The 25,634-nt window shown below is 44.8% G+C and carries 22 protein-coding genes; 12 read left to right on the plus strand and 10 right to left on the minus strand.

Translation table 11 applies throughout. From position 1 onward, the window contains the following. Nucleotides 1–53 precede the first annotated feature (53 nt). Complete coding sequence (locus tag AC58CZ_RS09495; RefSeq protein ID WP_494224200.1) at nucleotides 54–2,129, minus strand: MarR family transcriptional regulator; 2,076 nt, start codon at nucleotides 2,127–2,129, stop codon at nucleotides 54–56. Beyond that, the gene (locus AC58CZ_RS09500) at nucleotides 2,119–3,306 is read right to left on the minus strand and encodes an ATP-binding protein (protein WP_494224199.1); all 1,188 of its coding nucleotides are present in this window, start codon (nucleotides 3,304–3,306) and stop codon (nucleotides 2,119–2,121) included. Before AC58CZ_RS09500 ends, AC58CZ_RS09495 begins: the two co-directional genes overlap by 11 nt. A gap of 190 nt (nucleotides 3,307–3,496) precedes the next feature. On the opposite strand from AC58CZ_RS09500, the gene AC58CZ_RS09505 reads away from it, so the two are divergent. Next, nucleotides 3,497–4,543, plus strand: a complete 1,047-nt coding sequence (locus AC58CZ_RS09505) for a nitronate monooxygenase (protein ID WP_494224198.1) — start codon at nucleotides 3,497–3,499, stop codon at nucleotides 4,541–4,543. A gap of 1 nt (nucleotide 4,544) precedes the next feature. On the opposite strand, the gene AC58CZ_RS09510 is transcribed toward AC58CZ_RS09505, so the two are convergent. Further along, a complete protein-coding gene (locus tag AC58CZ_RS09510) occupies nucleotides 4,545–5,495 on the minus strand; it encodes an alpha/beta fold hydrolase (RefSeq protein WP_494224197.1) in 951 nt (316 codons plus the stop codon). 244 nt (nucleotides 5,496–5,739) lie between these two features. Between AC58CZ_RS09510 and AC58CZ_RS09515 the strand changes: the two genes are divergently transcribed. Beyond that, nucleotides 5,740–7,308 carry an MATE family efflux transporter gene (locus tag AC58CZ_RS09515; protein ID WP_494224196.1) on the plus strand — a complete coding sequence of 523 codons (1,569 nt, stop codon included), beginning with the start codon at nucleotides 5,740–5,742 and terminating at the stop codon, nucleotides 7,306–7,308. Nucleotides 7,309–7,467: 159 nt separating this feature from the next. Here AC58CZ_RS09515 and AC58CZ_RS09520 read toward each other — a convergent pair whose 3' ends face one another. Continuing rightward, nucleotides 7,468–8,184 (minus strand): amino acid racemase, encoded by a 717-nt coding sequence (locus AC58CZ_RS09520; RefSeq protein WP_494224195.1) that lies wholly within the window; start codon nucleotides 8,182–8,184, stop codon nucleotides 7,468–7,470. A gap of 217 nt (nucleotides 8,185–8,401) precedes the next feature. Here AC58CZ_RS09520 and AC58CZ_RS09525 point away from each other — a divergent pair, with 217 nt between their 5' ends. From AC58CZ_RS09525 to AC58CZ_RS09535, 3 genes are all read left to right on the plus strand, one after another. Further along, nucleotides 8,402–8,656: a DUF2798 domain-containing protein gene (locus tag AC58CZ_RS09525; RefSeq protein WP_494224318.1), complete on the plus strand. Its 255-nt coding sequence runs from the start codon at nucleotides 8,402–8,404 to the stop codon at nucleotides 8,654–8,656. 349 nt (nucleotides 8,657–9,005) lie between these two features. Beyond that, complete coding sequence (locus tag AC58CZ_RS09530) at nucleotides 9,006–9,983, plus strand: zinc-binding dehydrogenase (protein WP_494224194.1); 978 nt, start codon at nucleotides 9,006–9,008, stop codon at nucleotides 9,981–9,983. A 221-nt stretch (nucleotides 9,984–10,204) separates the two neighbouring features. After that, on the plus strand, nucleotides 10,205–11,209 hold the full coding sequence (locus AC58CZ_RS09535) for an acrylyl-CoA reductase family protein (RefSeq protein ID WP_494224193.1): 1,005 nt from the start codon (nucleotides 10,205–10,207) through the stop codon (nucleotides 11,207–11,209). Nucleotides 11,210–11,264: 55 nt separating this feature from the next. Here the strand turns inward: AC58CZ_RS09535 and AC58CZ_RS09540 are convergent, their stop codons facing one another. Further along, nucleotides 11,265–12,278 (minus strand): hypothetical protein, encoded by a 1,014-nt coding sequence (locus tag AC58CZ_RS09540; protein ID WP_494224192.1) that lies wholly within the window; start codon nucleotides 12,276–12,278, stop codon nucleotides 11,265–11,267. 302 nt (nucleotides 12,279–12,580) lie between these two features. Further along, nucleotides 12,581–14,191 (minus strand): glutamine-hydrolyzing GMP synthase, encoded by a 1,611-nt coding sequence (gene guaA, locus AC58CZ_RS09545; protein WP_494224191.1) that lies wholly within the window; start codon nucleotides 14,189–14,191, stop codon nucleotides 12,581–12,583. A gap of 210 nt (nucleotides 14,192–14,401) precedes the next feature. Between guaA and AC58CZ_RS09550 the strand changes: the two genes are divergently transcribed. From AC58CZ_RS09550 to AC58CZ_RS09570, 5 genes are all read left to right on the plus strand, one after another. Then, nucleotides 14,402–14,548: a hypothetical protein gene (locus AC58CZ_RS09550; protein WP_494224190.1), complete on the plus strand. Its 147-nt coding sequence runs from the start codon at nucleotides 14,402–14,404 to the stop codon at nucleotides 14,546–14,548. 420 nt (nucleotides 14,549–14,968) lie between these two features. After that, entirely contained in the window at nucleotides 14,969–16,576 is a 1,608-nt protein-coding gene (locus tag AC58CZ_RS09555) for a glycosyltransferase family 2 protein (protein ID WP_494224189.1), read from the plus strand. Between the two features lie 123 nt (nucleotides 16,577–16,699). Further along, nucleotides 16,700–17,971 carry a glycosyltransferase gene (locus tag AC58CZ_RS09560; RefSeq protein WP_494224188.1) on the plus strand — a complete coding sequence of 424 codons (1,272 nt, stop codon included), beginning with the start codon at nucleotides 16,700–16,702 and terminating at the stop codon, nucleotides 17,969–17,971. Between the two features lie 3 nt (nucleotides 17,972–17,974). After that, nucleotides 17,975–19,129: a hypothetical protein gene (locus AC58CZ_RS09565; RefSeq protein WP_494224187.1), complete on the plus strand. Its 1,155-nt coding sequence runs from the start codon at nucleotides 17,975–17,977 to the stop codon at nucleotides 19,127–19,129. A 31-nt stretch (nucleotides 19,130–19,160) separates the two neighbouring features. Then, entirely contained in the window at nucleotides 19,161–20,141 is a 981-nt protein-coding gene (locus tag AC58CZ_RS09570) for a glycosyltransferase (protein WP_494224186.1), read from the plus strand. 226 nt (nucleotides 20,142–20,367) lie between these two features. On the opposite strand, the gene AC58CZ_RS09575 is transcribed toward AC58CZ_RS09570, so the two are convergent. Beyond that, nucleotides 20,368–20,961: a hypothetical protein gene (locus tag AC58CZ_RS09575; RefSeq protein WP_494224185.1), complete on the minus strand. Its 594-nt coding sequence runs from the start codon at nucleotides 20,959–20,961 to the stop codon at nucleotides 20,368–20,370. Nucleotides 20,962–21,044: 83 nt separating this feature from the next. Next, the gene (locus tag AC58CZ_RS09580) at nucleotides 21,045–22,211 is read right to left on the minus strand and encodes a PatB family C-S lyase (RefSeq protein WP_494224184.1); all 1,167 of its coding nucleotides are present in this window, start codon (nucleotides 22,209–22,211) and stop codon (nucleotides 21,045–21,047) included. 183 nt (nucleotides 22,212–22,394) lie between these two features. Here AC58CZ_RS09580 and AC58CZ_RS09585 point away from each other — a divergent pair, with 183 nt between their 5' ends. After that, nucleotides 22,395–22,889 (plus strand): cupin domain-containing protein, encoded by a 495-nt coding sequence (locus AC58CZ_RS09585; RefSeq protein ID WP_494224183.1) that lies wholly within the window; start codon nucleotides 22,395–22,397, stop codon nucleotides 22,887–22,889. Between the two features lie 103 nt (nucleotides 22,890–22,992). Here AC58CZ_RS09585 and AC58CZ_RS09590 read toward each other — a convergent pair whose 3' ends face one another. Then, nucleotides 22,993–23,784, minus strand: coding sequence for a hypothetical protein (locus AC58CZ_RS09590; protein WP_494224182.1), 792 nt, complete (start codon nucleotides 23,782–23,784; stop codon nucleotides 22,993–22,995). A gap of 76 nt (nucleotides 23,785–23,860) precedes the next feature. Beyond that, nucleotides 23,861–24,661, minus strand: coding sequence for a crotonase/enoyl-CoA hydratase family protein (locus AC58CZ_RS09595; protein ID WP_494224181.1), 801 nt, complete (start codon nucleotides 24,659–24,661; stop codon nucleotides 23,861–23,863). Nucleotides 24,662–24,908: 247 nt separating this feature from the next. On the opposite strand from AC58CZ_RS09595, the gene AC58CZ_RS09600 reads away from it, so the two are divergent. Then, nucleotides 24,909–25,601 (plus strand): LysE family translocator, encoded by a 693-nt coding sequence (locus AC58CZ_RS09600; protein ID WP_093070230.1) that lies wholly within the window; start codon nucleotides 24,909–24,911, stop codon nucleotides 25,599–25,601. Nucleotides 25,602–25,634: the final 33 nt, after the last annotated feature.

The raw sequence follows: 25,634 nt of genomic DNA on the forward strand, positions 1-25,634 counted from the left end.
AAGTTAAAAAGTCATAACTTAGTTTCTCAAACTAGATTATGACTTTTTTATATTCAAGCATATTTGACCCGAAACTCTTCAACCTTTTGTAGTATCTCATCCACTGTACTTTGTAGCTCTGGTCCCATACGTAAATACTCTTGCTGGCGTTCGTCTTTGAGTAATGAAACTGTAGCGTAGTAAATAGGTTTAAACTGTTCTTTAAGATGCTTGAATCTATTCATTAGCTCATAAATTATTTCTAATTGGTTTTTTTTAATCAAAAGTAACAGTAAATTTTCAAAAAAATCAAAAGACATTGAACTTTCTTCAAATATGAATCCTTGACTTCTCAAAACTTCCAAACTACTTCTAAAATCTTCAAACTCATCAAACCATAGCTGTATATATGCCTGAAAAACCATAAATATGGGGCTATCAAACCTTGCTTCTGACTTTGTTTCATTAACTATTATTCGACCAACGCTCTTAGCACTTGTGTATTCTATATCGATTATGTTTACTAATAACATTAAGCGACTCATAGAAGATTTTTTTGACTTCTGAAGAATGTTAGAAATAACTTTATTCTTTAAATATTCATCTTTATTAAGAAATTCATAGACAATTTCTAATACTATTAGATTTTCAGCAGTACCAACATCTAGTTTTAATATTTCTTCAATGTTATATTTTGCCTCTTCATATCTTTTAATTTCTATATTATAGAAGCAGTTCTCTAGGTTAGTTTTATAAGTCTCCCACTCTTCAGACTTAATTAAGTTATTATAGTATGGTTTTAAATAAATATTTACTCCAGCCTTTAAAGTCTCATCTATATGTTCGCTAGCTAATAAAGCATTAATATATACTTCTTTAGTTTTTTTCAATTTAAACCCATCAATTTCATCTATATCTATGTAAGGTATAGCTATTTCAACCAACTTTATATTTAGTTCATTCTTATCATACCAACTCTCTAAAAACCTCGTAAGCCATAATACTCGACGCTTATCTGTTTGACTCCCATAGCGCATCAAATACCAAATATTAAAAAATCGCTCCTTAACAATATAAAGATGGTTTTTAGTGCTTGTCTCAATCTTATCGACTATCCACTGTTGCTGTAGCTTGACCAACTGTGCAGATACGGTCTTACTTGGTAGGCGCGTTTGTTCTGCGATTTCTTTGGTACTCATCGCATCCCAATTCATAGCAATGGCGTGTACGATAGCTTTTTGCTGGCGTGATAAATCATCCATTCGATGCTTGTATAATGGTGTGGTCTTATCTATCGTTTCCTCTAAGTAAGCATAGCTGCTCTCTTTTGCCCCTTCCATAATGATTTGAAATAGCAAAACAATAGTGCGCGGTACACCATCCGTTAAACGTCTGACCGCTTCTATACGTTCAGGGTGCTCAGTAATGATTTCTTCAATCGTTTTGACTGCTTCTTCACCAGTTTGTTTCGCCAAAGAGCGCAGAAGCTCGTGCATTTCTGCTTCACTAATAGATTTTAGATTAACCAATTTAAAAAACTGATAAAAGGGCGCGGCACCATCAAAATGTGCTTCCAGCAATTGACTAGAACCACCAATCAAACGAATTTGTGGATGTAAGCTGAGCACTTCTCGCAGTTGTGCATGTTCAATCTCGTCAAATTCTTTAAATAGCTCTCCTAGGTTATCTACAAAGACAATGATCTTTTGATTATTATTCTCTAAATAAAAACGTATGGTTTCCCAAGCAACTTCAGCATTATCATCCAAACCTGAAAGTCGTTCAAACAGCTCAGTGTATAGCTCAGAGTCATATTCTGATAGTTTTTCAGCGATACGCAGCCAAAAGGTAAATAGAGATAATATTCCATACTCCTCTTCATTTAAAAGAATAGGGATTAGCCACTTGTTTAAGGTATCATCTTCAGCAACAGCATAAGCTATACGTGATAATAGCGTTGTCTTGCCAGCACCGCGCACACCTTGGATCAGATAGTGCGTTTCAGGGTTTTTCATTGACCCTTTTTGGATATCTTTCCAAATTCGTTGATATTCTTTTTTGCGTATACTGAACCCTGCTTTTAATAACTGTGCATCTATATTTTGCGTGTTATAAAGTAGGACTGAATGACTTTTTGTATTATTTTCCATAACGAACCCACCAGCGTTTGAGTAAGGGTGATGTGAATTGGTAAGTATCGTCTTCTGAGTGATAGAGGTAGCCTTCATGTTTAAGGCAGGTTAAGACATAACTGGCATTGATATGATCTTTATAGTCCTCATGTTGGCTCAAGTTAAAAATTTCGCTATAAGGCAATGCTCCACTATGATCAGAAACCAGGGTCAATGTTGATTCGGCAAATATCCTTTCTAGCTTTTCTAATCGATTTAAGCGTTCACGCCAATGAGAAAACTTCGTTTTGGTTTCTTGTTCAAACAACTGATCAATACAACTTACAATGTCTTGTTCTTCTAACAACTGCTCATCTTCATAGTTATCAAGTATTTCTTCACATACCAGTGCAAGATAGTACGGCATATTCCATCCTACTTGCTCAATGATAATATTTTTCAAGTCATCAGTTAAGACTCGTTCAGATGATTTTTTAAAATAGAAATCTATGAAATTCTTAGCTTCTAAAGCTGATAATGGATTGATCGTTGTATGGACAAAGACATTAATTAAATTGCTTAGATTGAGTTTTTTGGCAACAGTATCTAGTCCAATAGATCCTGTGAAGATAAAACGTACTTTTTTATTAAAATCGATATCTTGGCATATCTCTCTAATACCTGATAAAAACTTGATAGCCGCCATTTCACCATGCTGCTTGTAAATATTGATAAGCACATCAGGAAACTCATCAATAGCAATTATCAAAGTTATCTCTGTATCGCTCAAACTATCCATTAAAATTTGTCGAATGATGTCTGTATTGATGGCACAAGGTTCATCAGTATTCCTCTTGTCGGCTGCTACCTTTACACCAAATGCTTCTACCGAGAGATCAATATCAAGTTTACTGAACCAGCCTTTCACTTTTGTAGAAACACTAGCCGTATTGGTAACGAACTCTGACTGCGTAATAGATTTCAATAGCTTTCTATAAAACTCTTGCTCATCTATACAGTCTTGGACGTAGCTATAGATAAGAGCATAGCCTTCTTTAGGGTTATCCTTTAGATGGTGTATTAATGAAGACTTGCCTACTCGTCTTGGAGCAAGCAGCAACAAATGATCGCCCTGAGCAAGCTTGCGCCATATTACTCTTTCATCTTTTGGACGTGGAAAGTAGTTGTTGCCATAGACTACGTTACCTACACTCATCTTCATTCCTTATTATGACTACAGTACTATAGTCATAATACTTAACTACAAAATCGTAGTCAAATATTTTAACTACAAATCTGTAGTCACCCCCCCTTATTCAGCAACTAAATAAACACTATCCAACACGCGCACCGCCTACCTCTGCTACAGTAAGTCATGCAAATATCCTAATAAAAAGGAGCCATTCATGAGCTTACTCAATACGCTTAACCTCATCTATCCGATTATCCAAGCGCCAATGGCAGGCGGTGCTACTACCCCTGAGCTGATTGCAAGTGTCAGTAACTTTGGTGGACTGGGTTCATTAGGCGCTGGTATGACCGCGCCAGATGTTTTGGATAGCCAAATCAATACGATTAAGACCCTGACCGACCGTCCTTTTATGGTCAATCTGATGGTGCTATCTGAGCAGGAGTCGAGCAGCTTTGATACCGCCATGCCGAATTGGTTGATTAATTATTACCAAGAGCAGAATATAGAATTTACGCTACCCACGCGTCCAGCACAGAGCTTTGCTGAACAGTTGCAAGTCCTCTATGACAACCCTGTACCTGTCGCCAGTTTTACTTTTGGTATTATCAGTGCCGATCAAGTTGAGCGTCTACAAAGTGTTGGCACACACGTCATCGGTACGGCAAACCACCCATTGGAAGCCAAAGCATGGAGCGATATTGGCGCAGATGCGGTGTGCGCGCAAGGAGCAGAAGCTGGCGGTCATCGCGGTGGCTGGTTGCCGCAAAGCGAAACCGATCCATTAGGATTATTGACGCTGATTAGCCAAACGCACGCTTGCACAGATATTCCGTTGATTGCCGCAGGTGGCATTATGACGGGACAGGATATCAAGGCAGTACAAGCGGCAGGAGCCGAACTTGCGCAAATGGGAACGGCATTTTTGACCACAGATCAATGCGGTATTAATGATACGTATAAACAAGCGCTCATTGATGCCAGTCAAAGGTTACGCAGTACTGAGACGCGCTTAACACGACTGTTCTCAGGTAAGCTTGCTCGTGGTCTTTTAAACGATTATTTGCGTGATTTTGCTCAATTTGAGAGTGCAGATGCGCTACCGCCCTACCCGCAATTCAATGCCATGACTAAATTTATGCGAACGGATGCGGCCAAGCGTTTGGACGCCGAGCATCTGTCGTTATGGGCAGGGCAAGGCGTCACGTTAGTCAGAGACGAAAGTACAGACGCCTTACTGACACGATTAACAAAAGACTTGTGAATTACTGACCCTTCAGCGTTGCACGAAACCCTTTATAGTCATCAGCCGTCTTTGTGGCCGCCTCTATCATCGGTACGTGACCGATATCTTCCATCATAATGACTTGCGCTTGCGGGATGATGTCTTTGATCACATTGACCGTTTCAGGTTTGATGACTTGATCTTTATCACCCCAAACCACGAGCGTTGGGATATGATAGTTCGCGATGATTTGAGCGCGCTCCTCGACACTATCAGTGACGATTTGTTCAAGGATTTTGGCGTCCAACTCCTTATTATTGATACGCTCTTGCGCGAATACCGCTTTGACTGACTTGGGCAAATAAGGCGGCTTATACATGACAAAATCGTACATCTTATAGAAGTCTTCTTTGCTATTGATCAGCAATGGGTTGTTCTCAAGGGTTGCGCCCTCAAGCGATTTTGGCACGCCTGCTGACCAAAATCCTGCGCTATCGACAAGCCACAGACTCTTGACGTCTTTTGGGTACTTTGCGGCATAAGCGACACTGATCGCGCCGCCCATCGAGTTACCGCCGATGTGAATATTGCTTGCTAATCTCTTAGCTTGCAACAGCTCATGTAAGCGCGTGGCCTGTGCCTGTGAGCGATAGTCTGCGCTCATAGGTTTGCTCGACTCACCAAAACCCAGCAGATCAGGAATGATCAGATGATAGTCCTTTAATTCGTCAGCGATACGGGTGAAGTTGTCCTTATTACCGCCAAAACCGTGAATGAGGAGTAAGGGCTCGCCTGTTAGGTTGGCGTTTTCGGCATAAACTAACTTGTCGCCAGAAGCTAGCGTAAATGATTTGACATCCAGATCAGACTTATTGCGCTCATATTGGATAATTTTTTGAGTGGTGTTAACGGCAAGCGTATTGGGCGCTGTGGTACAGCCTACGATAGAGAGACTAAATAGTGCGGCAAGGCCTAAGCGTTTGAATAGCATGGAGGCATCCTTGTTTAGAATTAAGGTGGAAATAAAATCTAACTTTGATTTTAGCGCTAAACTTGTGCCTAGATTTTTTAATTTATAACTTTCTAGCCAAGATAGCTTAAGCATTGTCATTTATAATAGGAGCGCTTTATAGCAGTAGTGGTTATAACTACAACCCTAAGCTCACTATCTATTCTCAATTAAACCCAACTGACACTCATCAAAGCCCAATCAAAGTGGCATAGAAGGATGCACCTTGAGCGACACGAGTACGCCCTCCAGTAAATCGCGTGACCTTACCAAAGGGTCTATCGCCAAAACCATGCTCTTATTTGCCTTGCCAACCCTTGGATCGTCAGCGCTACAATCGTTGAACGGCTCCATCAACGCTGTCTGGGTTGGGCGCTTTTTAGGAGAAGAGGCGCTCGCTGCAACAGCGAACGGCAACATTTTGATGTTTATACTCATCTCCTTTGTCTTTGGTTTTGGTATGGCGTCTACTATTTTGATTGGTCAGGCCATGGGACGCCGTGATGAGACGATGGTCAAAAGGACCATGGGCACGGCGCTCGGCAGTATTATTCCGATCAGTATAGTGGTGTCAGCAGGAGGATGGATATTTGCGCCAATGCTGCTAGATTTGCTTGGCACGCCAGCCAGTGCGGTGGATCTGGCTCTGACCTATCTACGGATGATTTTTGCTGCGATGCCCATCACGCTCACGTTTACGCTGATCATGATGGCACTGCGCGGGACGGGCGATTCTACGACGCCGCTTTGGTTTATCATTATATCGGTGGTGATCGATCTGATTTTGACGCCGACGCTGATTTTGGGTCTAGGGCCTTTTCCTGAATGGGGTATATTTGGCTCGGCTTTTGCCACCGCCGCTGCAAACACGCTCGCGCTTATTGGTATGGTTATCACGATGTACATGCGCGGCTCTGTGTTGACACTCAGCATGCCAGAGCTGCGCTTTTTGCGCGCAGACCGAGATATTTTAAAATCGATGTTTTCAAAAGGCTTACCGATGGGCCTACAGATGATTGTCATCTCTTCGGCGGCATTGACGATGCTGTCATTAATCAACCGTGAAGGGGTACAGACTACCGCTGCCTATAGTGCTACCCAACAGCTGTGGACATACGTGCAGATGCCTGCAATGGCACTAAGTGCCGCAGCCAGCGCGATGGTTGCACAGAATATCGGTGCCAATCAATGGGCCAGAGTCTCAGATATCACCCGATGGGGACTCATCTTTAACGTGATATTGACAGGCGCAATTATCGCGGTGCTGACGATGTTTGATGGTACTATTTTGGGCTTTTTTCTGGGCAGTGATAGCGAGGCGTTGCCCATCGGAGAACACATTCAGCTCATGGCAACATGGGGTTTTATCTTTTTTGGAATAGCGCAAGTGCTGTTTGGCACCATGCGGGCGAACGGCTATGTGATTTGGCCATTGGTCGTTATGGCGATCTCCATGTACCCCGTGCGCCTTGGATTTGCGTTTGGGCTTTATCCCCTACTCGGTAAGGACGCGCTTTGGCTGTCATTTCCAGCAGGCATGGTAGCCACGGCTCTAATGGGGGCAGGACTATATCTGTATGGCGGATGGCGCAAGGGCAAGAACTTGGTCGCAGAAGAAGCGGCTCAAGGGAGCGAAGGATATCGTGTAAATGGCGGTACCTCTGCGTCGTGTCGTGACATCACCCCGACGACGGTATGGAAGCTGCTCCCTGTGCGCCGTATCACAAGGTTACACCGACGACTTCGTAAACGACTCTACAGGCACCGTATGATCAAGAACAGTAAAGGATCATAGCGTGGTTTATAGATACGATTAGCTCAAGCGCGCTTAATCATTACGGCTTTTGTTCGTTGGTATTTGGTATTTGATATTTGATATTTGGTATCACCTTGACTGAATAAAACGCACCGTATATAAAAACCTTTTCTGGGTTAAGCATTGGCTACTAACACATTACAATGCTATATCAGCCAATAAAAAATCTACCGCAGCGGCGGCATGAATCGCTGTGGTATCAAATACAGGGATTGGGCTGTCGTCTTGCGTGATCAACAGGCCAATCTCAGTACAGCCTAGTATCACCCCCTCTGCTCCTTGCTCAGCAAGCTTAGTTATGACATCGATATAATATTCGCGTGAGCTGTCTTTGAACTTACCGACGCACAGCTCTTTTTTGATGATACGGTGTATCTCTGCCCGCTCATCCTCGGCAGGTATCAACACTTCTAGCCCTGCATCAATCAGACACTGCTTATAAAAATCTTGAGTCATCGTAAACTGCGTACCCAGTAACACTATTTTGCCGATATTTTGTACTTTGATGGCATCGATAGTGGCATCTGCAATATGAATCAATGGCAGGTCTGTGGCTGATTGTACATCGTCGAATAATTTGTGCATGGTGTTAGAAGCGATCACAATTCCTTGTGCGCCAGCCGCTTGTAGACGCTTGCCGCTACTCGCCATCATCGCGCCCAGCTCGTCCCATTCACCCGTTTCTTGTAGCGTATTGATAGGACCAAAATCGACACTATGGATCAGTAAATCTGCTGAATGCAATCCACCCAATTCAGCTTTGATGCCTTCATTAATAATGCGATAGTAGCTTTCAGTACTCTCCCAACTCATACCGCCAATAATGCCGAGTGTTCGCTGTGCTTGGTCTGCCATTTTATTGTCCTATTTATCGTTTAGTCTTACTTATCATAGATTATCGTAGCAAAAGTTACTCTCTAGAAGAGCGCATTATCTAGAGATATTGTTTTTCTCAAGATAAAAAGATGGTTATGAATCTATAGCAAACCTGACGATTGATAATAACGATTTTACCAGTCCGTCATCACGGAGTATCATGAGCGCTGCTATCACTTGTAGGACAATCGAAACTATGGCCAACTTCCCCACCATCAGAATACGCACCCGCCGCAAATACTATCGCCTGATCTTTACCGGTCTTATGGCGATGATGATGTCACTGATTATCTCATCGGCGCTGATGCTCATTAAGGTGGGCTTTATTGATGGTTTTTTTACCGAGCTGATGCACTCATGGGGACTGGCCTTTATCGTGGCGTGGCCCAGCGCGTATTTTTGTGCTTATATGGTGCAGGAGCATATCCTTAGTCGCATTGAGTTTTATTAAGCCCCTATTTTATTAAGCCCCTATATAGTCAATCTCTTTTCATATAGCGCCGTGTCATTGACGGCTCAAGCACTATGTCTGTACATGATCAGTATGGCGACTGCTCATCTTTATCAAATGCAGCAATCCATATCTATGCTGTCAAGACAATGACTGAGCATTTAATCCACCTGAAACAAAACCATACATAACGTTATCATCTATTTACTAGACGACCAGTCTATTGTTATCTATAGTATGACCCATACTGATTATATTTAAACCAGATCACACAGTACGATAGCTACACCATAATGTGATGCTCTGGGTCCTACACACATAACAACAAATAATTGATTAAGGATAATTTATGCGCGCTGCTATTTATGATCACTTTGGCAAACCTTCCGACGTACTGAGCGTGGGCGAGCGTCCTATGCCGCAGCCTGCTGCCAACGAAGTCCGTATCAAAACCATCCTCTCACCCATTCATAACCACGACATGCTAACGGTCAGCGGGCAATACGGCTACAAGCCAGAAATGCCAGCGGTTGGCGGTAGTGAAGCGTTAGGAATTATTGATGCGGTCGGTGATGAGGTCACAGACCTAAGCGTCGGTCAGCGCGTGGCCTGTGCCAGTGTGCACGAAACATGGGCAGAGTATTTTGTCGCCCCTGCCAACATGGTATTTGTCATCCCTGATAGGATCGAAGACGAACTGGCCGCGCAGCTGATTGCTATGCCACTGTCTGCATTAATGCTGCTTGAATTCCTAGAAGTAGATAGTGGACAATGGATCATCCATAATGCGGCTAATGGTGCTGTTGGTAAAACACTAGCCATGCTGGCAGCGGCACGCGGTGTGAACACCATTAATCTCGTACGTAGCAAAGACTCGTTAGAAGAGCTGACCGCGCTAGATATCAAAAACAATGTCGTCACTGCTGATGATGACTGGCAAGACCAAGTCCGCGCTATCATTGGTGAAAACAAGATCACCGCTGCTGTGGACTCCGTCGGTGGTGAATCAAGCAATGAGCTGCTATCGCTACTCGGTAGCAACGGCACGTTGGTCTCGTTTGGTATTATGTCAGGTAAACCAATGCAACTAGACGCTGGCAGCCTGATCTTTAAGCAAGCTATCGTCAAAGGCTTCTGGGGCAGCAAAACCAGCCAAGAAATGGATCTGGACAACAAACAGCGTCTGATTGATGAACTACTAGAGCGCGCGACCAACGGCAATCTAAAATTACCAATTGAAGCGGTTTATGGGCTTGATGAGATTACCAAAGCCGTCTCAGGTGATGGGCAATCTGGCAAAAAAGGTAAGGTACTATTAAAACCTTAGTACCTTTAAAGTACTGTCAAAACTATAATTTACACACTAACCTTTCAATGACTATTATCATCAGAGGTAGCATAAAATAAGAAGAAGCCCGTTTGTATTTATCCTAAAGTACAGTGGGATTTTTTTGCTTTAGTGGCTTTGCAGTCATGAGATAATGATGCATGCGATAGTTAAGCCATGACTCATGAACATAAACAATAAAACGTAATAGGGATATCACTATGTCAAACGAGAAAACGTTTAAAGCCTTAGTCGTTGAAGAAACTAACGACGGCGAATTCAAAAAAAGCATTCAAGAGCGCAAAGTCATTGACTTACCAGAGAATGACTTGCTCATCGAAGTGCATTATTCATCATTGAACTTCAAAGATGCCATGTCAGCCACGGGCAATAAAAGAATCACCAGAAACTATCCGCATACCCCTGGTATTGACGCGGCAGGTGTCGTCGTCAGTGACAAATCAGGCACGTTTAGCGCAGGGCAAGAAGTGTTGGTATTCGGCTATGATCTCGGCATGGACACCGCAGGCGGGCTTGGCCAGATAATCTCGATACCCGCTGATTGGGCGATAGAATGTCCAAAATCATTAACATTAAAAGAAGCAATGATATACGGCACAGGCGGTTTGACAGCGGCTTTGAGCATTCAAAAATTAGAAAAAATGGGCGCAAAACCCAGTGATGGCCCAGTCGCGGTCACAGGAGCCACGGGCGGCGTGGGTAGTATCAGTATCGCGATATTAAGTCAATTGGGCTACGAGGTTATCGCCTTCTCAGGTAAGCCTGAACAAAGCGATTATCTAAAAGATCTTGGCGCAAGCGAAGTCCGTCATCGCGATACGATCAATGAAATCGGTAGCAAACCTATCGGCCGTGAGCTGTGGGCCAATGCCATTGATACGCTCGGTGGCGATTATCTAGCTAATTTGCTCAAGCAAACCAAAGCGGGCGGCGCAGTGACCAGTTGCGGCCTAGCGGGCGGTGCGGAGTTTTCGATGACGGTCATGCCATTTATCACCAGAGCAGTGTCATTATTGGGTATCGATTCGGTCTATATTCCATTGGACGATAAAAAGGCCATTTGGGAGCGCGTTTCAACCGATATGAAATTGCCTGACCTTGAGAGTTATGCTGAAGAAATTACCCTTGAGCAAACGCCTGAATACTTAGATCGCTTTGTTTCGAGTAAGGTGGTTGGGCGTTATGTGGTAAATGTGAAGGGTTAGGTAATATAGGATTTTATACAAAAACCACACCAAATTAAGGTTTAGTGTGGTTTTTTCATTTCGTGAATAGTAACCAAATAAGCGTACTAAATATTGCATTCGTAATTAAACCTCTTATTATTTCAGCTTTATTCTGGTTCCAATAATTGCTCATAAAAAGCATTGATCGTTCAACACTACTAACAAAAACAAAGCTCTTACTTGATAAATCTAAGTCTTCATCTAAATTTTTTTGAAGAAGGGATAATGAAACTATAAACTCTACTATAAAATAATCATAATATTCCGAAAAAGCTTTCTTTAATGATTTTTGGGTCTCTTCAGTTAGATCATTAAAGTCATCCACAGAAGATATTTCATCACTTATACTTGCATCTATATTTTTAGCTTCTACTATAAAACTTTCTGTTATCTCAGGTACTTCACCATAATCTTGTTGCCATATACTATCTTTTGGAAAATTCTTTAGTCTCGATATTGCCTTAAAAGACTCAAGATTACGCAAAGATTCAAACTGCTTAATAATACCAGCATATTCGGATATAGTTGATTCAGGAATAACTCTAGATGTCTGCAGCTCTCTCACAAGATTAGCAAACTCACTTCCATTAAATACCTTACCAACTGTATTGAGAGAATCTCTCAATGGCTCTATCGATTTTCTAAATTGACTGAATGATGCCATCATATCTTTATAGGAATCGGTCCCTCCCATACTTTGTATCACTCTATCTTTCATAGACAAAGTACTGTTGTAAGTACTTAATTCTTTTCTCGCTTCAAAAAACATATCTTGAAGCGATGCTGTATCTTGAAAACCTAAATCAGCAAATCTTTCCATCGTACTCTGATTTTCAAAGCTGGAAAAATCTAAGCCTGACTGTTGAAACGCTTTTCTAGCAATTTCTCCAACACTAGAAGTCGATCTTATATATTCATATTGACTAGCTACTGCCAACATATTTAATGAGTTTTTAGCTTTGTATAGAGGGTCTATCTGTTTTTGGATTTCATTAAAACTTTCCATTATTGACGGTTCAATCACACCCTCAAGCTGTTTCTTATCCATTTACGTATATCCTTTTTTCAGCTAACTATGAAAAACCATTAAAAGTAATTAGTATTTGAGGATTATTAATTACTTAATCAACTAAATTTCAGTTTTAAATATTCAAACTAAAAAAACACCCAACTAAGTTGAGTGCTTTTTTATTGACGACAAGCTGTATATCAATTCAAAAAATTACTTTGAAAAGCTTTTTAGATAAGTTTACGTAGTCTAAGATGGTAACAAGGCAACCGAGCGCAGATAGTACGTGTTTGTACGTCTAGCGAGGTTAACAAAGTTACCGTTTAAAATACTTAAACGGACTATTCCCACTCAATCGTCGCCGGCGGCTTGCTCGACACATCATACGTCACGCGTGAGACATCAGCGATTTCATTCATAATGCGATTCGATACTGTCTCAATCAAATCATACGGCAGATGGGCAAAGCGCGCAGTCATAAAGTCGACAGTTTCAACGGCACGTAGCGCGATGACCCACGCATAGCGGCGGCCATCACCGACCACGCCGACCGATTTGATTGGTTGGAAGACGGCAAAGGCTTGCGCGGTCTTATCATACCAGCCTGAACGCTCAAGCTCTTGCATAAAGATAGCATCTGCCAAACGCAAGACATCCGCGTATTCTTTTTTTACTTCACCAAGGATTCGTACGCCCAAACCTGGACCTGGGAATGGATGACGATAGATCATTTTGGCAGGTAAGCCTAAAGTAATACCAAGCTTGCGTACTTCATCTTTGAACAAATCACGTAGTGGCTCAATCAATTTAAAGCTTAAGTCATCTGGCAAACCGCCAACGTTATGATGGCTCTTAATGACGTGTGCTTTACCTTGATGTGACTTAGCAGATTCGATCACGTCTGGGTAAATCGTACCCTGTGCTAAGAACTCAACAACTTTACCATCGCTCTGCTCGCTCACTTGACGCGCACTATCAGCGAATACGTCGATGAAGGTTTTACCAATGATTTTGCGTTTTTTCTCTGGATCCGACTCGCCTGCTAGCGCATCTAAGAACAAATCTTCGGCATCAACACGGATGACTTTTACGCCCATGTTTTCTGCAAAAACTTGCATGACCTGATCGCCTTCATGCAGACGCAAGAGACCATTATCCACAAACACACAAGTCAGCTGATCGCCAATGGCTTTGTGCAATAGTGCTGCAACGACTGAGCTGTCCACTCCGCCCGATAGTCCGAGCAATACTTGCTTGTCACCGATTTGCTCTTTGAGCTGCGCAATACGCATATCGGCGATATTGTCTGGCGTCCACTCACCAGCACAATCGCAAATCTGATGGACAAAACGACCTAGCAGCGCTTGACCTTGTAGGGTGTGCGTCACTTCTGGGTGGAACTGTAGACCGTAGTATTGCTTGTCATCATTGGCCATAATCGCAATCGGGCAGCTTGGCGTACTAGCAATGATGTCAAAGCCTTCAGGCGCTTCGATGACTTTATCACCATGGCTCATCCAAACGTTTAGCTTGGCAGCCGCGCCGTCAGTCTTGCTGTCTTCAATACCGTCAGTCAGCTGCGAGTGACCATTTACTTCGATGGTCGCCGCACCAAACTCATGAATATCACTGGCATGAACCTGCCCGCCAAAACGATCTGCCATCGCTTGCATACCGTAGCAAATACCCAATACAGGCACGCCTAGGTCAAACACCGCGTCATTGATACGCGGGCTGTTATCTGCATGGACGCTCTCAGGGCCACCCGATAAGATGACGCCTTTTGCGCCAAAATCGATGATACGCTGAGTGTCGATGTCATAAGGGAACATCTCACAAAATACCCCAGAATCGCGCACACGGCGAGCGATTAACTGACTGTATTGCGAGCCAAAATCGAGGATTAAAATGCGGTCTTGCTTGATAGTTGGCGTCGATGATGCGGTCGTCATAAGGTGAGTATCCATCAATAAAAAATTGGTGCCCTATTTTAACAAGTTTAGCGCCATGAATGGCGGTTGATATGCGGTTTATTCTTAACTATTTTTTTCAAGCGTTGACGCACTCAACATAAGGACATGACTAAGACAGATTTTTGACGCCTATCGCTATAAACCTTCTATAAAACCTTATTCTATAGGTGTACATCTAGGCAATAACTAATGATTTTCTGTTTACGAGCAACCGCAGTAGGTTATTTGGCCAGTGCTACTGGTGTCCGTTCAACGGCGGTCCGTGAAGCAGCGATGGCAAGTGGCATGGGCTCGGTTTCTATGGGTAATGAATCCATGGCAAACGGTGTCAAATAGCTGGCCAATATCTTGATATTACCTGCGCTATTTTCCTTGTTTGCCTGCGATTTATCTCATTTTTATCACCATTTTTAAAATAGAGACACGCCCTAGCAAAACAATCTCGCTACGGCGGGATTTTTTTACGGTTATATTTCACTATTTTTCGCCAGTTATCCTTTTATACAAATTATACAAACTCCTCATCTCTATATTTTCGGTACTTCACTAAGTTTCTTAAGTTAATGACTGAAAAACTTACGTAACATTACGAGATAGCGCAGAAACTAACACTTAATAATCAATATGTTACCAAGCTTTGTATTACTATGAATTTGTTCTCTCAAGCGCCAATTAAATATTTCATTAAAACCAAAGCGCTATTTGTTGGCTCTGTTTCCATCGTCGACAGCACGATAACGATAAGAATAAAAGATTATGACTCCTTTAACGCCTGCGTCTCGTATGATGCAAAGTGTGCAAGATACTGTTTTTGCGCCCGTGTCATCTCAGTCGACTGCTGCCGCGATTACCTTTAGTTTTCAGCTAATGACACGAGCGGAGCCACCTGAGATTGTGATTGCAACCATTAAGTCGTTATTGGCTGTCAAACAGGCAGTGGATGAAATCTTAATTATTGATAATAACCATACGGATAAATCTCTTTATCAACCACTGGCCGCCTTTTGTGAATCGCTAGATGCCGCGCTCAACGTGCGCTTTTATCATATTGATGAGATTGCAGGCTACAAAGCGGGTGCGCTTAACTTGGCGCTGGCGTGGATGGACAGACGCTGTAGTCATATCGTGGTGGTGGATAGCGATTACGAAGCATTGCCGCATGCCCGTGAGGCGATGGTACAAGCCATTAACGACTATCCTGAGCACACACTATTACAGTTTCCGCAGTTTTATCGCAGCGCCCATCTTGAGGACATTCACAGCGAGCTGAATCATTACTTTAACCATCACCTATATCAGCCGCGCAATCGTATGCGCGCCTTATCGACAGGCACGTATGCGGTCATTCGCCGTCGTGATTTGCAGCAGCTGGGCGGCTGGTCGGGCGCATCAATCACCGAAGACGCACAGATGGGAGTGCTCATGCATCAGCATGATATGCGTAGCGCCTTTATTCCTACAGTGATTGCAACAGGACTGCTGCCCGCAACCTTGTGTGATTTATTGGCACAGCGTCAGCGCTGGGTATATGGCAATATGCAGATTTTTTGTCGCTATCTTGCCGCGCCATTGTTACGTCGTCTGCATCCTACGTATACTGCGAGTATGGCGACAACCAAACACAGCAAAGCTGAGCAGCGCCGTTATCAGCGCGCGCACTTGTCGCAGCTTAGTGCATGGGTCAATGGCACAGGGATTTTAATCCTGCTTCAGCTTATAACCGTGATGCTGATGGCGCTCACCTTGATAGTGGGGCACGACAGCACATGGGCGTTACCGATTTTGGCTGTCGTCTATGCAGGTTACGGCGTATTTTTACTACGTCGTCTGTGGGCATATTTACGCGACCAAGCGCCACTCACCCAGCAAATGCAGCGCGGCTATCGACACACCATCGCCAAACGCTTGCGCACATGGCTGATGCATTTAAACTTTTGGGAAGTGGGTGCGCTGTGCTGGTTGCCTGTATTGTGGGGACGGCAAAAACCCTTTGTGTGTACCCCAAAAATTGCTCCTGATGCCACGCAATCAGCGCTAAAGCACGCCAATCGCCGTGCCTTACCCAAATTACTATTGATGTTAAATGCGCTCACTGCCCTGTTGGTATCACCGCTGTCTGCGGCTTATTCACCGATATTATTTGCCTGCGCGCTCACCGTCTTTGGTTTAAAACTCATTGCCGCAAGACTTGCCTTAGCCAATTACAGCGCGGCCAGTGAGGCCGAGTACCTGCATTCTTTACCAGAACCATCAGCACCTTTTCCCTTATTAAATACAGAATATGTAAAACCATTAAACAGTCAAAAAATGCCCTTTATCGAGACGACTGATCGCGTACAAGATAAGCAGACCATTAACTTTTAACCTTTATTTTACTTTTTATTTTGCGCACATTTTTGTCCTGACTTTTACCTTTATTTTCAATAACAACAACCATAACAGCGGCGGCCATAACGATGATGAATAAACGCCGCCATAGGAAATATTATGACCCCTTTATCTTTACCCACTGCTTCTGCCACGCCGCAAAAGCGACCCTTAAGCATTGCTATCATTGCGCATTCTTTATACCCGATTGCTGAGCCTTACGCAGGTGGGCTTGAGATGATTACGCATCTGCTGTGTGACAAGCTGGTCGCGGCGGGGCACGAGGTGCTGCTTTATGCGCATGCTGACAGTCAGACGGAGGCGACCCTTGTACCGCTATTGTCGCGTCAAGAATTTGAGACGATGGTCTATCCAAACGAGCATGAGTCGGTGGCGATGGGCCGCGAGGAGATGTACCAATACCTCACCTATCAACATGCGCTACGCGATATTATCGAGCGTGACGGACGCGGCGAGATTGATGTGGTACACAATCACAGCTTGCATCACATTCCGATGATGATGGGTCAGGTCTTTGGCAAGCGCTTTTTTACCACTTTTCATACGCCGATTTTTCCGCATCTGCGTTTGGCATTATTGACCTTAAAATTGGGCACCGATACGCAATTTACCTCGATCAGTACCTGTCAGCAAAAACTGTTTGCCGAGTTTGTGCCATCTAAAGTGGTGTATAACGGTATTGATGTGGACTCTTTTGACGCGCAGCTGACACCTATTGATGACGAGGTGTATCTGTGGTATGGACGTATCTGCCCTGAAAAAGGCACGCATTTGGCAATGCAATATTGCTTGGCGGCGGGCAAACGCCTGATTATCGCAGGCCCCAAAAGCAATGCACAGTATTTTGAGCAGTTTGTCGCGCCGTTATTACTCCAAGACAAGCAGCAAGGCAGTGACTTGCTCGACTATGTCGGTCACAAAACCAAAGCAGAGATTAACCGTTATTTAGGTCAAGCGACGGCGATGCTGTTTACCAGTACGTGGGATGAGCCGTATGGGTTGATATTGGCAGAGAGTCTCGCCTGCGGCACGCCTGTGATTGGCTTTAATGTGGGTGCGTGCGCGGAGATTGTCACGTCTGAAACGGGCATTGTGGTCGCTAAAGAAGACAAAGCCGCCTTTATCAAAGCCTTTGATAATATCAAAACCATCTCGCGGGCGGCGTGCCGTGCGCGTGCCAAGTTATTTTGTGCTGATACCACGATGGTCGATGGCTATTTAGACTTGTATTATCAAACGCTGACACCAGAACAACAATCGCTATCCACAGCGCAAAAGCCCAATGCTGCCACGCCCAAGCATTTACCTTCGATGCCACCACCACAAGCGATGCCAAGTCTCGACACCTTGCCACAGCACGCCGAGGGTTAAGGGATGCGCATCGGCTATTACGCCCATCATCACGGCTCGGGGCATTGTCGGCAGGCGGACAAGCTGGCGGCGCTGTTGCCTGAGCCTGTGCGCGCGCAGTTCACGGTTTTTACTAGCGTGTCTGCGGCGGACTATAGCTTTAGCAATATCAGTGAAGCGCAAGTCGTCCGCCTCGCGCCTGAAGATGAGCGCGCAGACGATGTACTCAAAGGTCGCGCGGGACACTACTGGCAACCTGAGAGCTTACACTACTCCCCTGTGGGCAATCGCGATATCCAAGCGCGCAGCTATCAGCTGATACAGGCGCTAGACGCGCGGCAGATTGATCTGATGATCATCGATGTCAGCGTGGAAATTGCCATGCTGTGTCGCACAATCAGCATGCCGTATCTGTACGTGCGCCTGACTGGCGTGCGGGACGATACACCGCACGTAGAGGCTTTTAAAGGGGCGCTGGCAATGCTTGCACCGTATCCGCGCGCGCTTGAAGCGATAGACACGCCTGCATGGATGACGCAAAAAAGCCTATATTTGGACTTTATCGGTATAGCGCCCAGTACGGATTTAACCCGTTCCGAGTTTTTGACATTACTCAATGATTTAGCAGACGATGCTACGCCGTATCGTGAGGGCGCGCCTATTATCACGGTGATTAAAGGCTATGGCGGACACCAAGCCATCGATGCGCGCCTGCCCACATTGCGTGAGCTATTGCCCGATGCCTTTATCATCTCGCTCGGTCCTATTGCCGATGACATGCGCCACTTGGTCGATATTGCCACGCAGGTCAAAGACGTGCGCCCCTTTGTCATTCATAGCGATGCAATATTGATGGCGTGCGGGCTAAACAGCATCGCACAGGTCTATTACGAGCAGACGCCCATTATCGTACAGCCTGATGCGCGTCCACATGACGAGCAAGTCGCCACCGCCAATGCTTTGATTGCGCAAGGTCGGGCGCTCAGCTGGGATGATTTTTGTAAAACAATGCAAAATAATAACGGGCAGCTGCCTACGCCGACCGCTACCCTGCAAACAGTGTCTGATTTGGACACCTCGGCAGCCGCATTGATGCACAGCTTTGGCGACTACAGCGATACCAAGGCATGGTTTTACGAGTGGCTGTTGCCCAAACTTGCGCTGCGTCCTGAGCGTTAATATTCATTTAATAATAAGAAAAACTAAGCCTATGATGCATCACGACCCAATCTCCCCGAAGCGACCGACCGCCTCCCCGAAGCGACCGACCGCGCCTGTGAGCGTCATCACTACATGCTATGGACGCAACACGCACTTATACAATCTGCTTTCCGCCCTTGCCAACAGCAGTACGCCACCCGCCGAAGTCATCATCGTCAATGACGACGCCGACCCCAAGCGCCTAAACGAATATGCGCTGAACATCGTACAGATTCCAACCACGAATGATGGCAACGATAAGCAAGCGCGCTTTGATATCGGGCACAATCGCAATATCGGCGCCACGCACGCGAGCCATGATGCGCTGATATTCTTAGATGTCGATTGCTTGGTTGCGGTGGACAGCATCGCTGGACTGTATAGCAAGCTCATGGCGCACCCTGAGGCGCTGCTCATGGGACAGCCCAAATATCTGACGCGTCCGCTATCAGTCGCCGAATCTGCAGAACTTTCGGCTGGGTTATTAAACAATGCCACACTAGACACGCTCTCGGTATACAACCCCTACCGTCCCAACTTTGCGCCCACAGAATCACTTGCGCCCGCTGCGATGACGCAGACCGAGGACTTTGGCGCGTTCTGGAGCTTGTGCTTTGCCATCACGCGCCAGCAGTTTGAGGCGCTTGGCGGCTTTGACACCGCTTATGTCGGCTATGGCGCGGAGGACACCGATTTTGCGTTTCGCGCCCGCGCGTGCGGCATGCCGTTTTATCTGACTGCCGAAATCGTCTACCACCAGCAGCACAGCGTCTGCCGTCCGCCGCTGAACCACTTGGACAGCATCGTTATCAATGCCAATCGTTTTTATGATCAGTGGCAACATTGGCCTATGGGCGGCTGGCTGGGTGAGTTTGCCGAGCTTGGCTTGATTGAGTGGCAAGCGGCGCAGACAGCGCCGATTACGCTGCTACGTGCGCCTACGGAACAGGAGCTAGAAGAGTCGCATTATCCTGATGCGCCGTTTGTTTGAAGGTGGTTTTAGTGGTAGGTGGCGTGAAAGTGAAAGCGCTTAGATGATAGCTGCGCTTAAGCCTGCATGGCAAGCTATCTCCGATAGAGTAACTGTATAGATATTAAGGCTCAATGTTTATGACCGCTTGAGCTTTGGTGTGATAAGTATTTTTAGCTTTGTACAATTCAACATACATTCGCAGCTAGTTGTAGGAGAGTTGAAAAATTCCGAGGAAATGCACATCTTAAACTTTGTCCGAGTTTGCGACAAAGTAATTATAGTATTTTTGCGCCTCATCCTCTGAACCTAACGCAACGTCAATAAGCATTTGAAGACCCCATACTGGACCTGGAGTAACCTGCTCTAAATCTAGATCTTCAGGATAAGCCTCTGGGTCTATTGCCATATCTAGGTTTACAAACCACCAAATCTCTATCTTTCTCAATAAACCGACCATTTCTTCAAAAGTTTCTGTGACATCAAAGTCAATCCCAGACGAAGCAAATGTTAACATTTCATGAGCTAAGGTGTTGCGGCACCTTTTGATATACTCAAATTTCTCTAAATCTTCATCATCAATGGCACCCATGTCTCGTAGCCACATTAAAGATGCATAGAGTCGGCTTCTATTCAAGACAAGCACCTTTTCTTTATACTCAGCGCTAACAATCCTTCCATTTTCATCGAACCCATTAGTAAAAAAGCCTTTTATTTTTTCAACAATACTATTCTTGAGCATCTCGAAGCCCATCGAAAATATAGAGGCTGTAATGATATTTTTTTTAAGCGTCCTGGGGTGAAGTACACGCTCCCATGATGCTTTAACTTTTTCATCCATGTTTGATCTCGATTAATAGAATCAATAGTTTGCTTGTTTCACTAGGTCAGCAATAAGGCATTGCCCATTTTCTCAATAATGTCTTAATTTCCCAACCCCTTAAACGCCACCACTATCCGCGCCAAACCCGCTTCTAACAGCATGCGCGGACAGGCAACATTGATACGCATTTTGAGATGTCCTTCCTCACCATATTTTATTCCAGCATTGAGCTCCACTTTCGCAGCCCGCAGCGCGTCATACAGCTGCTCGTCGTCTTGACTATATGCTGAGCAATCCAGCCAAATCAGATAGGACGCTTCTGGTCGCATTACCTTGATATTGGGTAGATGTTCAGCGAAAAACTGCAAGGTAAACTCAATATTGTCCTCAATATAGGCAAGCAGTTGCGCCAGCCATTCACCGCCCTCACGATAGGCGCTTTGCATCGCCGCATAGGCGAACATATTGAGCTCATACTCATCGTTTAGATGCTGCTGGGCGTCAATTTTTTCTATCAGCGCGGCATCCTTAGCAAAAATCAGCGAGCCTTTGATCCCCGCGATATTAAAGGTCTTGGTCATCGAGGTCAGACTCACCACCTTGTGCTCATAACCTTGTGCCAGCGTTAAAAACGGTGTAAAGGTATGCCCACGCAAGGTCAAATCCTGATGAATCTCATCACTGACGATTGCCACATTATACTTTTTGCATAAGTCCAGCACCGCGCTCAGCTCATCCGCCGTCCATACACGCCCGCCTGGGTTTTGCGGATTGCACAGAAAGTACAGCTTGATATTGTGCTTGATGATTTTGGCTTCCATATCGTCCAAGTCCAGACGATATTTGCCGTCAGCCTCCACCAGCGCTGAGCGCACCAGCGTGCGCTTGTTTTGCGTGACTTTGCTCATAAATGGCGCATAGATAGGATCATTGACCAGTACCGCATCCCCTACCTCGGTAAAGACGTTCATCATCAGCGCTAAGCTTGGGACGACACCCGGGGAAAACAAAATATTTTCTTTAGCAAGCGGTAACTCATAGCGACTACCATGCCACTCGATAATGGCGTCATATAGCGCCTCAGTAGGTTTGGTATAGCCCAATATGCCATGCTGTACGGCTTGCTCAATCGCGTTTAAGATAGGCGGCGCTGCCTTAAAGTCCATATCCGCCACCCACAGCGGAATCGTATCATCGCTATAGTGCCATTTAAGCGACCCCGTACCACGTCTATCGATGACCTCATCAAAGTTATACAACACCCGCATTCCCCTTCATTTAAAATAATGGTTCAGGGTACAACAGGAATGGCGTCATCAACAATCGCTTTATACAGGATATATAAAGCCGCTATCTGATTATCAACATCACGCCTATCTCGTCCCTTTTAAAACCTGTTACTATTGGCTAATAGTGGTATACACTCAAAGCATCAATCAAGGAGACCGATGATGACGACACCAGAACAAAAGCCGCCTAAGGACACGCAAGCATACGTCTTGACCAAATCCGATATCGATAACACGCCTGAGACTAAGCATATCCACCAGTTCAATGAGCACGCTATCCGCCATACGGTGTCGCTCAGTGATATCGTGGGTCTGACCAAATTTGGCTTGCACCTTGTACGGGTGGAAGCGGGAGATGAGACGACGACGCATCACTATCATGAGGAGTCTGATGAGTTCATCTATGTGCTGTCAGGTGAGCTGTCGCTTCGCTATGGTGATGATCATTATCAGCTGAGTGCTGGAGACTTTGTCGGTTTCCCTGCGCATGGCGCGGCGCACTCGATGCGCAATGATAGCGATGCCGATGCCACTTACCTGATGGGCGGCATCCGACCACCGATCGATATTACCCTGTATCCAGAGATCGACCGTAAGATGTATAAGATTCATGGTAAAAAGGAATATGTGGATTTGAAGGATTTGGGTGAAGTATAGTTCGCACCTCATAAAAAACCTGCAATATCAGTAGTTGCTAGGAAAAATACTGTTACGGCAGGTTTAGATACCATATTACTAGGTGATGTACTTTTTATACCAATTAACGAGTTATAGCTACGTTAATCAATAGCTCTAACATATCCGCATCAAATGTTTCTTTAAATTTGAGCATCTTGGTATTGCCTTTGTTGGCACTTATATCAATACCACCTGTAAAAACTTCATACCCTACAAGTTGTGAAAAATTCAGCGTGAAATTTTTCTTTCCGCCTTTATAGACTAGCCTTTTGCTCGTTACGTAGAAGTCACCCTCGTCCACTATAACGATTCCCTTTTCGCTTATTGAGCGGCCTTTATGTTGTCCTACTTTAAAGCTTACACCTTTTGCTACTCTAATATTAACGCCTGACGACCCACCTTGATATTTTCTACTTACAACTCTTTCTTCAAGTAAATCTGCGCGCGCTCTAAAATGTACTTGCTCATCACCTTGTAGAATCAATCCAAAACTATTTACCGATGGAAGAATTCCTTTTTGAATATTTCTTAATTCTCGATGCTGACGTAAAACAGCAAGCTGTTTAGGTATTTGTTGGTCAGTCACCATCAAAATTTGTTGTGTTTCGATAATATCTATTTCTTCTTGATCTGTGATGACACCATCACTAATGATTGCTTTAAAGGCAGCCTCATATGCCGCAGAATTTACTTTCTTAAAATCCTCTTCTTCAATATGATATTCTTCGGCAAGACTGTTGATTAGCGCTAACTCTGACTCAGTAATTTTTCCATCTGAACATACTTCTATTAGCCTTTGCTTGAAATCTTTTTTATTAGATAAATCCTGCTTAACTGCACCTACCTTAGTAGTCAGTCTAGAAATTATGTTCATTACCATTTCCCTATGATATTAAATATGTTTTACAGATCATGTAACAACAGTAAAAAGAGCTGCTGAGAAATTGTTCCTAACGCCCCTTAAATTCAGCTTCCCTTCTCTCAACCATCGCCATTACGCCCTCTTTGGCATCTTCTGAATGAAAGAGCGGCGGTAGATAGCTATAGATATTAGCCAGTGCCGTCGCTGCTCCATTGCGGCTCGCATCTTGCGCGGATGACAGCGCGCCTTTGACACCCAGCGGTGCAGCTTTACAGATCTCTTGTGCCAGCGTTAATGCACGCTCGTATTCAGACCCATTTGCCACCACTTCACTGACTAAGTTCAGACGATCAGCCGTTTGCGCATCGAATGCTTTTCCCGTGAGCAGATACGGCATGGCTTTTTGCCAACCTGCCGCCGCGACAAACCGCACCGTCGCCCCACCAAAGGGCATGATGCCGCGCTGGACTTCCATTTGGGCAAAGTTACAGTTGTCACTGGCGATGACCACATCACAATTGAGCATCAGCTCGATAGCCACGGTAAAGCAAGTGCCTTTTACCGCCACGACCACAGGTTTGGTACGTAAGCGTCCGCTAATGCCCCACGGGTCAATTTGGTTGTCATCAAACTCAAACACACCATTGTTTAGCTTGTCTTGCAGCTCGACCAGATCGAGCCCAGCGGTAAAGTGATCGCCATGCGCAAAGATGAGCGCACAGCGTAAATGCTCATCGTCTTCATATTGAGTCAGTGCGTCCGATAGCTGGGTAATCATATGACTATCAAAGGCATTGCGTTTATTGGCACGGTTTAGCCCAATCAGGCAAATAGTGCCGTCTGTGTCATAAGTAATGCGGTTGTCTTGCGTAGTACTGTCCGTCGTCATGGTGATGTCCTTGTCAAAGTTATTTTTTATGAAGTGAGTAATTATATCGTCGAATCTTGATCGCTTATTTATAGCTTTATAGCGATTTGTCGATAGGACTATTTTTAATACTTCATTTAATATAGACAGCATATAACCATAACACAAGCGATAGCAATGACTCGAATGGCGCGATAATAGATAAAAGTTGACCTCATTTGTGATAAGTGCAACTATGATTCAGACTGGATAGGGTACAGAGGGTTTTATGGAGTTTTGGCACGGGTTTTTGCTAATCACTAGCGTTCACTTGCTGGCAGCCGCCTCACCAGGTCCTGACTTTGTGTTGGTCTCGCAGCAGACATTAGCCAAAGGTCGGCGTACTGGTTTGATTTGTAGTCTGGGTATTACCTTGGGGCTGTCTGTACACATTATCTATTCAGTGCTAGGACTGGCAACGGTGATTGCCCACTCGCAGCCGCTATTGACCGCGATTAAATGGCTTGGTGGCGGCTATTTGATCTATCTAGGGTGGCAAGGCATTCAGGCCAAACCTAAAAAGCCAGTAGAACTAACAGCGTCAGTAACGCAAGAGAACGCACCTATTGATCATTTACAAGCAAAGCAAGACGCCTCTACTCATACCAAATTTACAACGCCTAACGATACTTTTACCACATTGCGTCGCGGGTTTTTCTGCAATGTCTTCAACCCAAAAGCGCCTGTCTATTTTGTCGCGATTTTTACCCTTGTCCTATCGCCAGACATCCCACTTTGGCAATTGGCGATTTATGGCGTCTGGATGATGGTGCTACAGATGGCATGGTTTAGCACCGTGGTGATGCTACTCTCTGTCCCTGCAATTCATCGACGATTTCAGCGTTTTGAGCATTGGATCGACCGTGTGTTGGGGTCTGCGATGATCGTATTGGGGCTCAACCTGATCTTGCGTCATCGATAGGCCATCGATAACTCATTTGCGAGCGGTGAAATC

The organism is Psychrobacter sp. CR212, assembly GCF_059693765.1.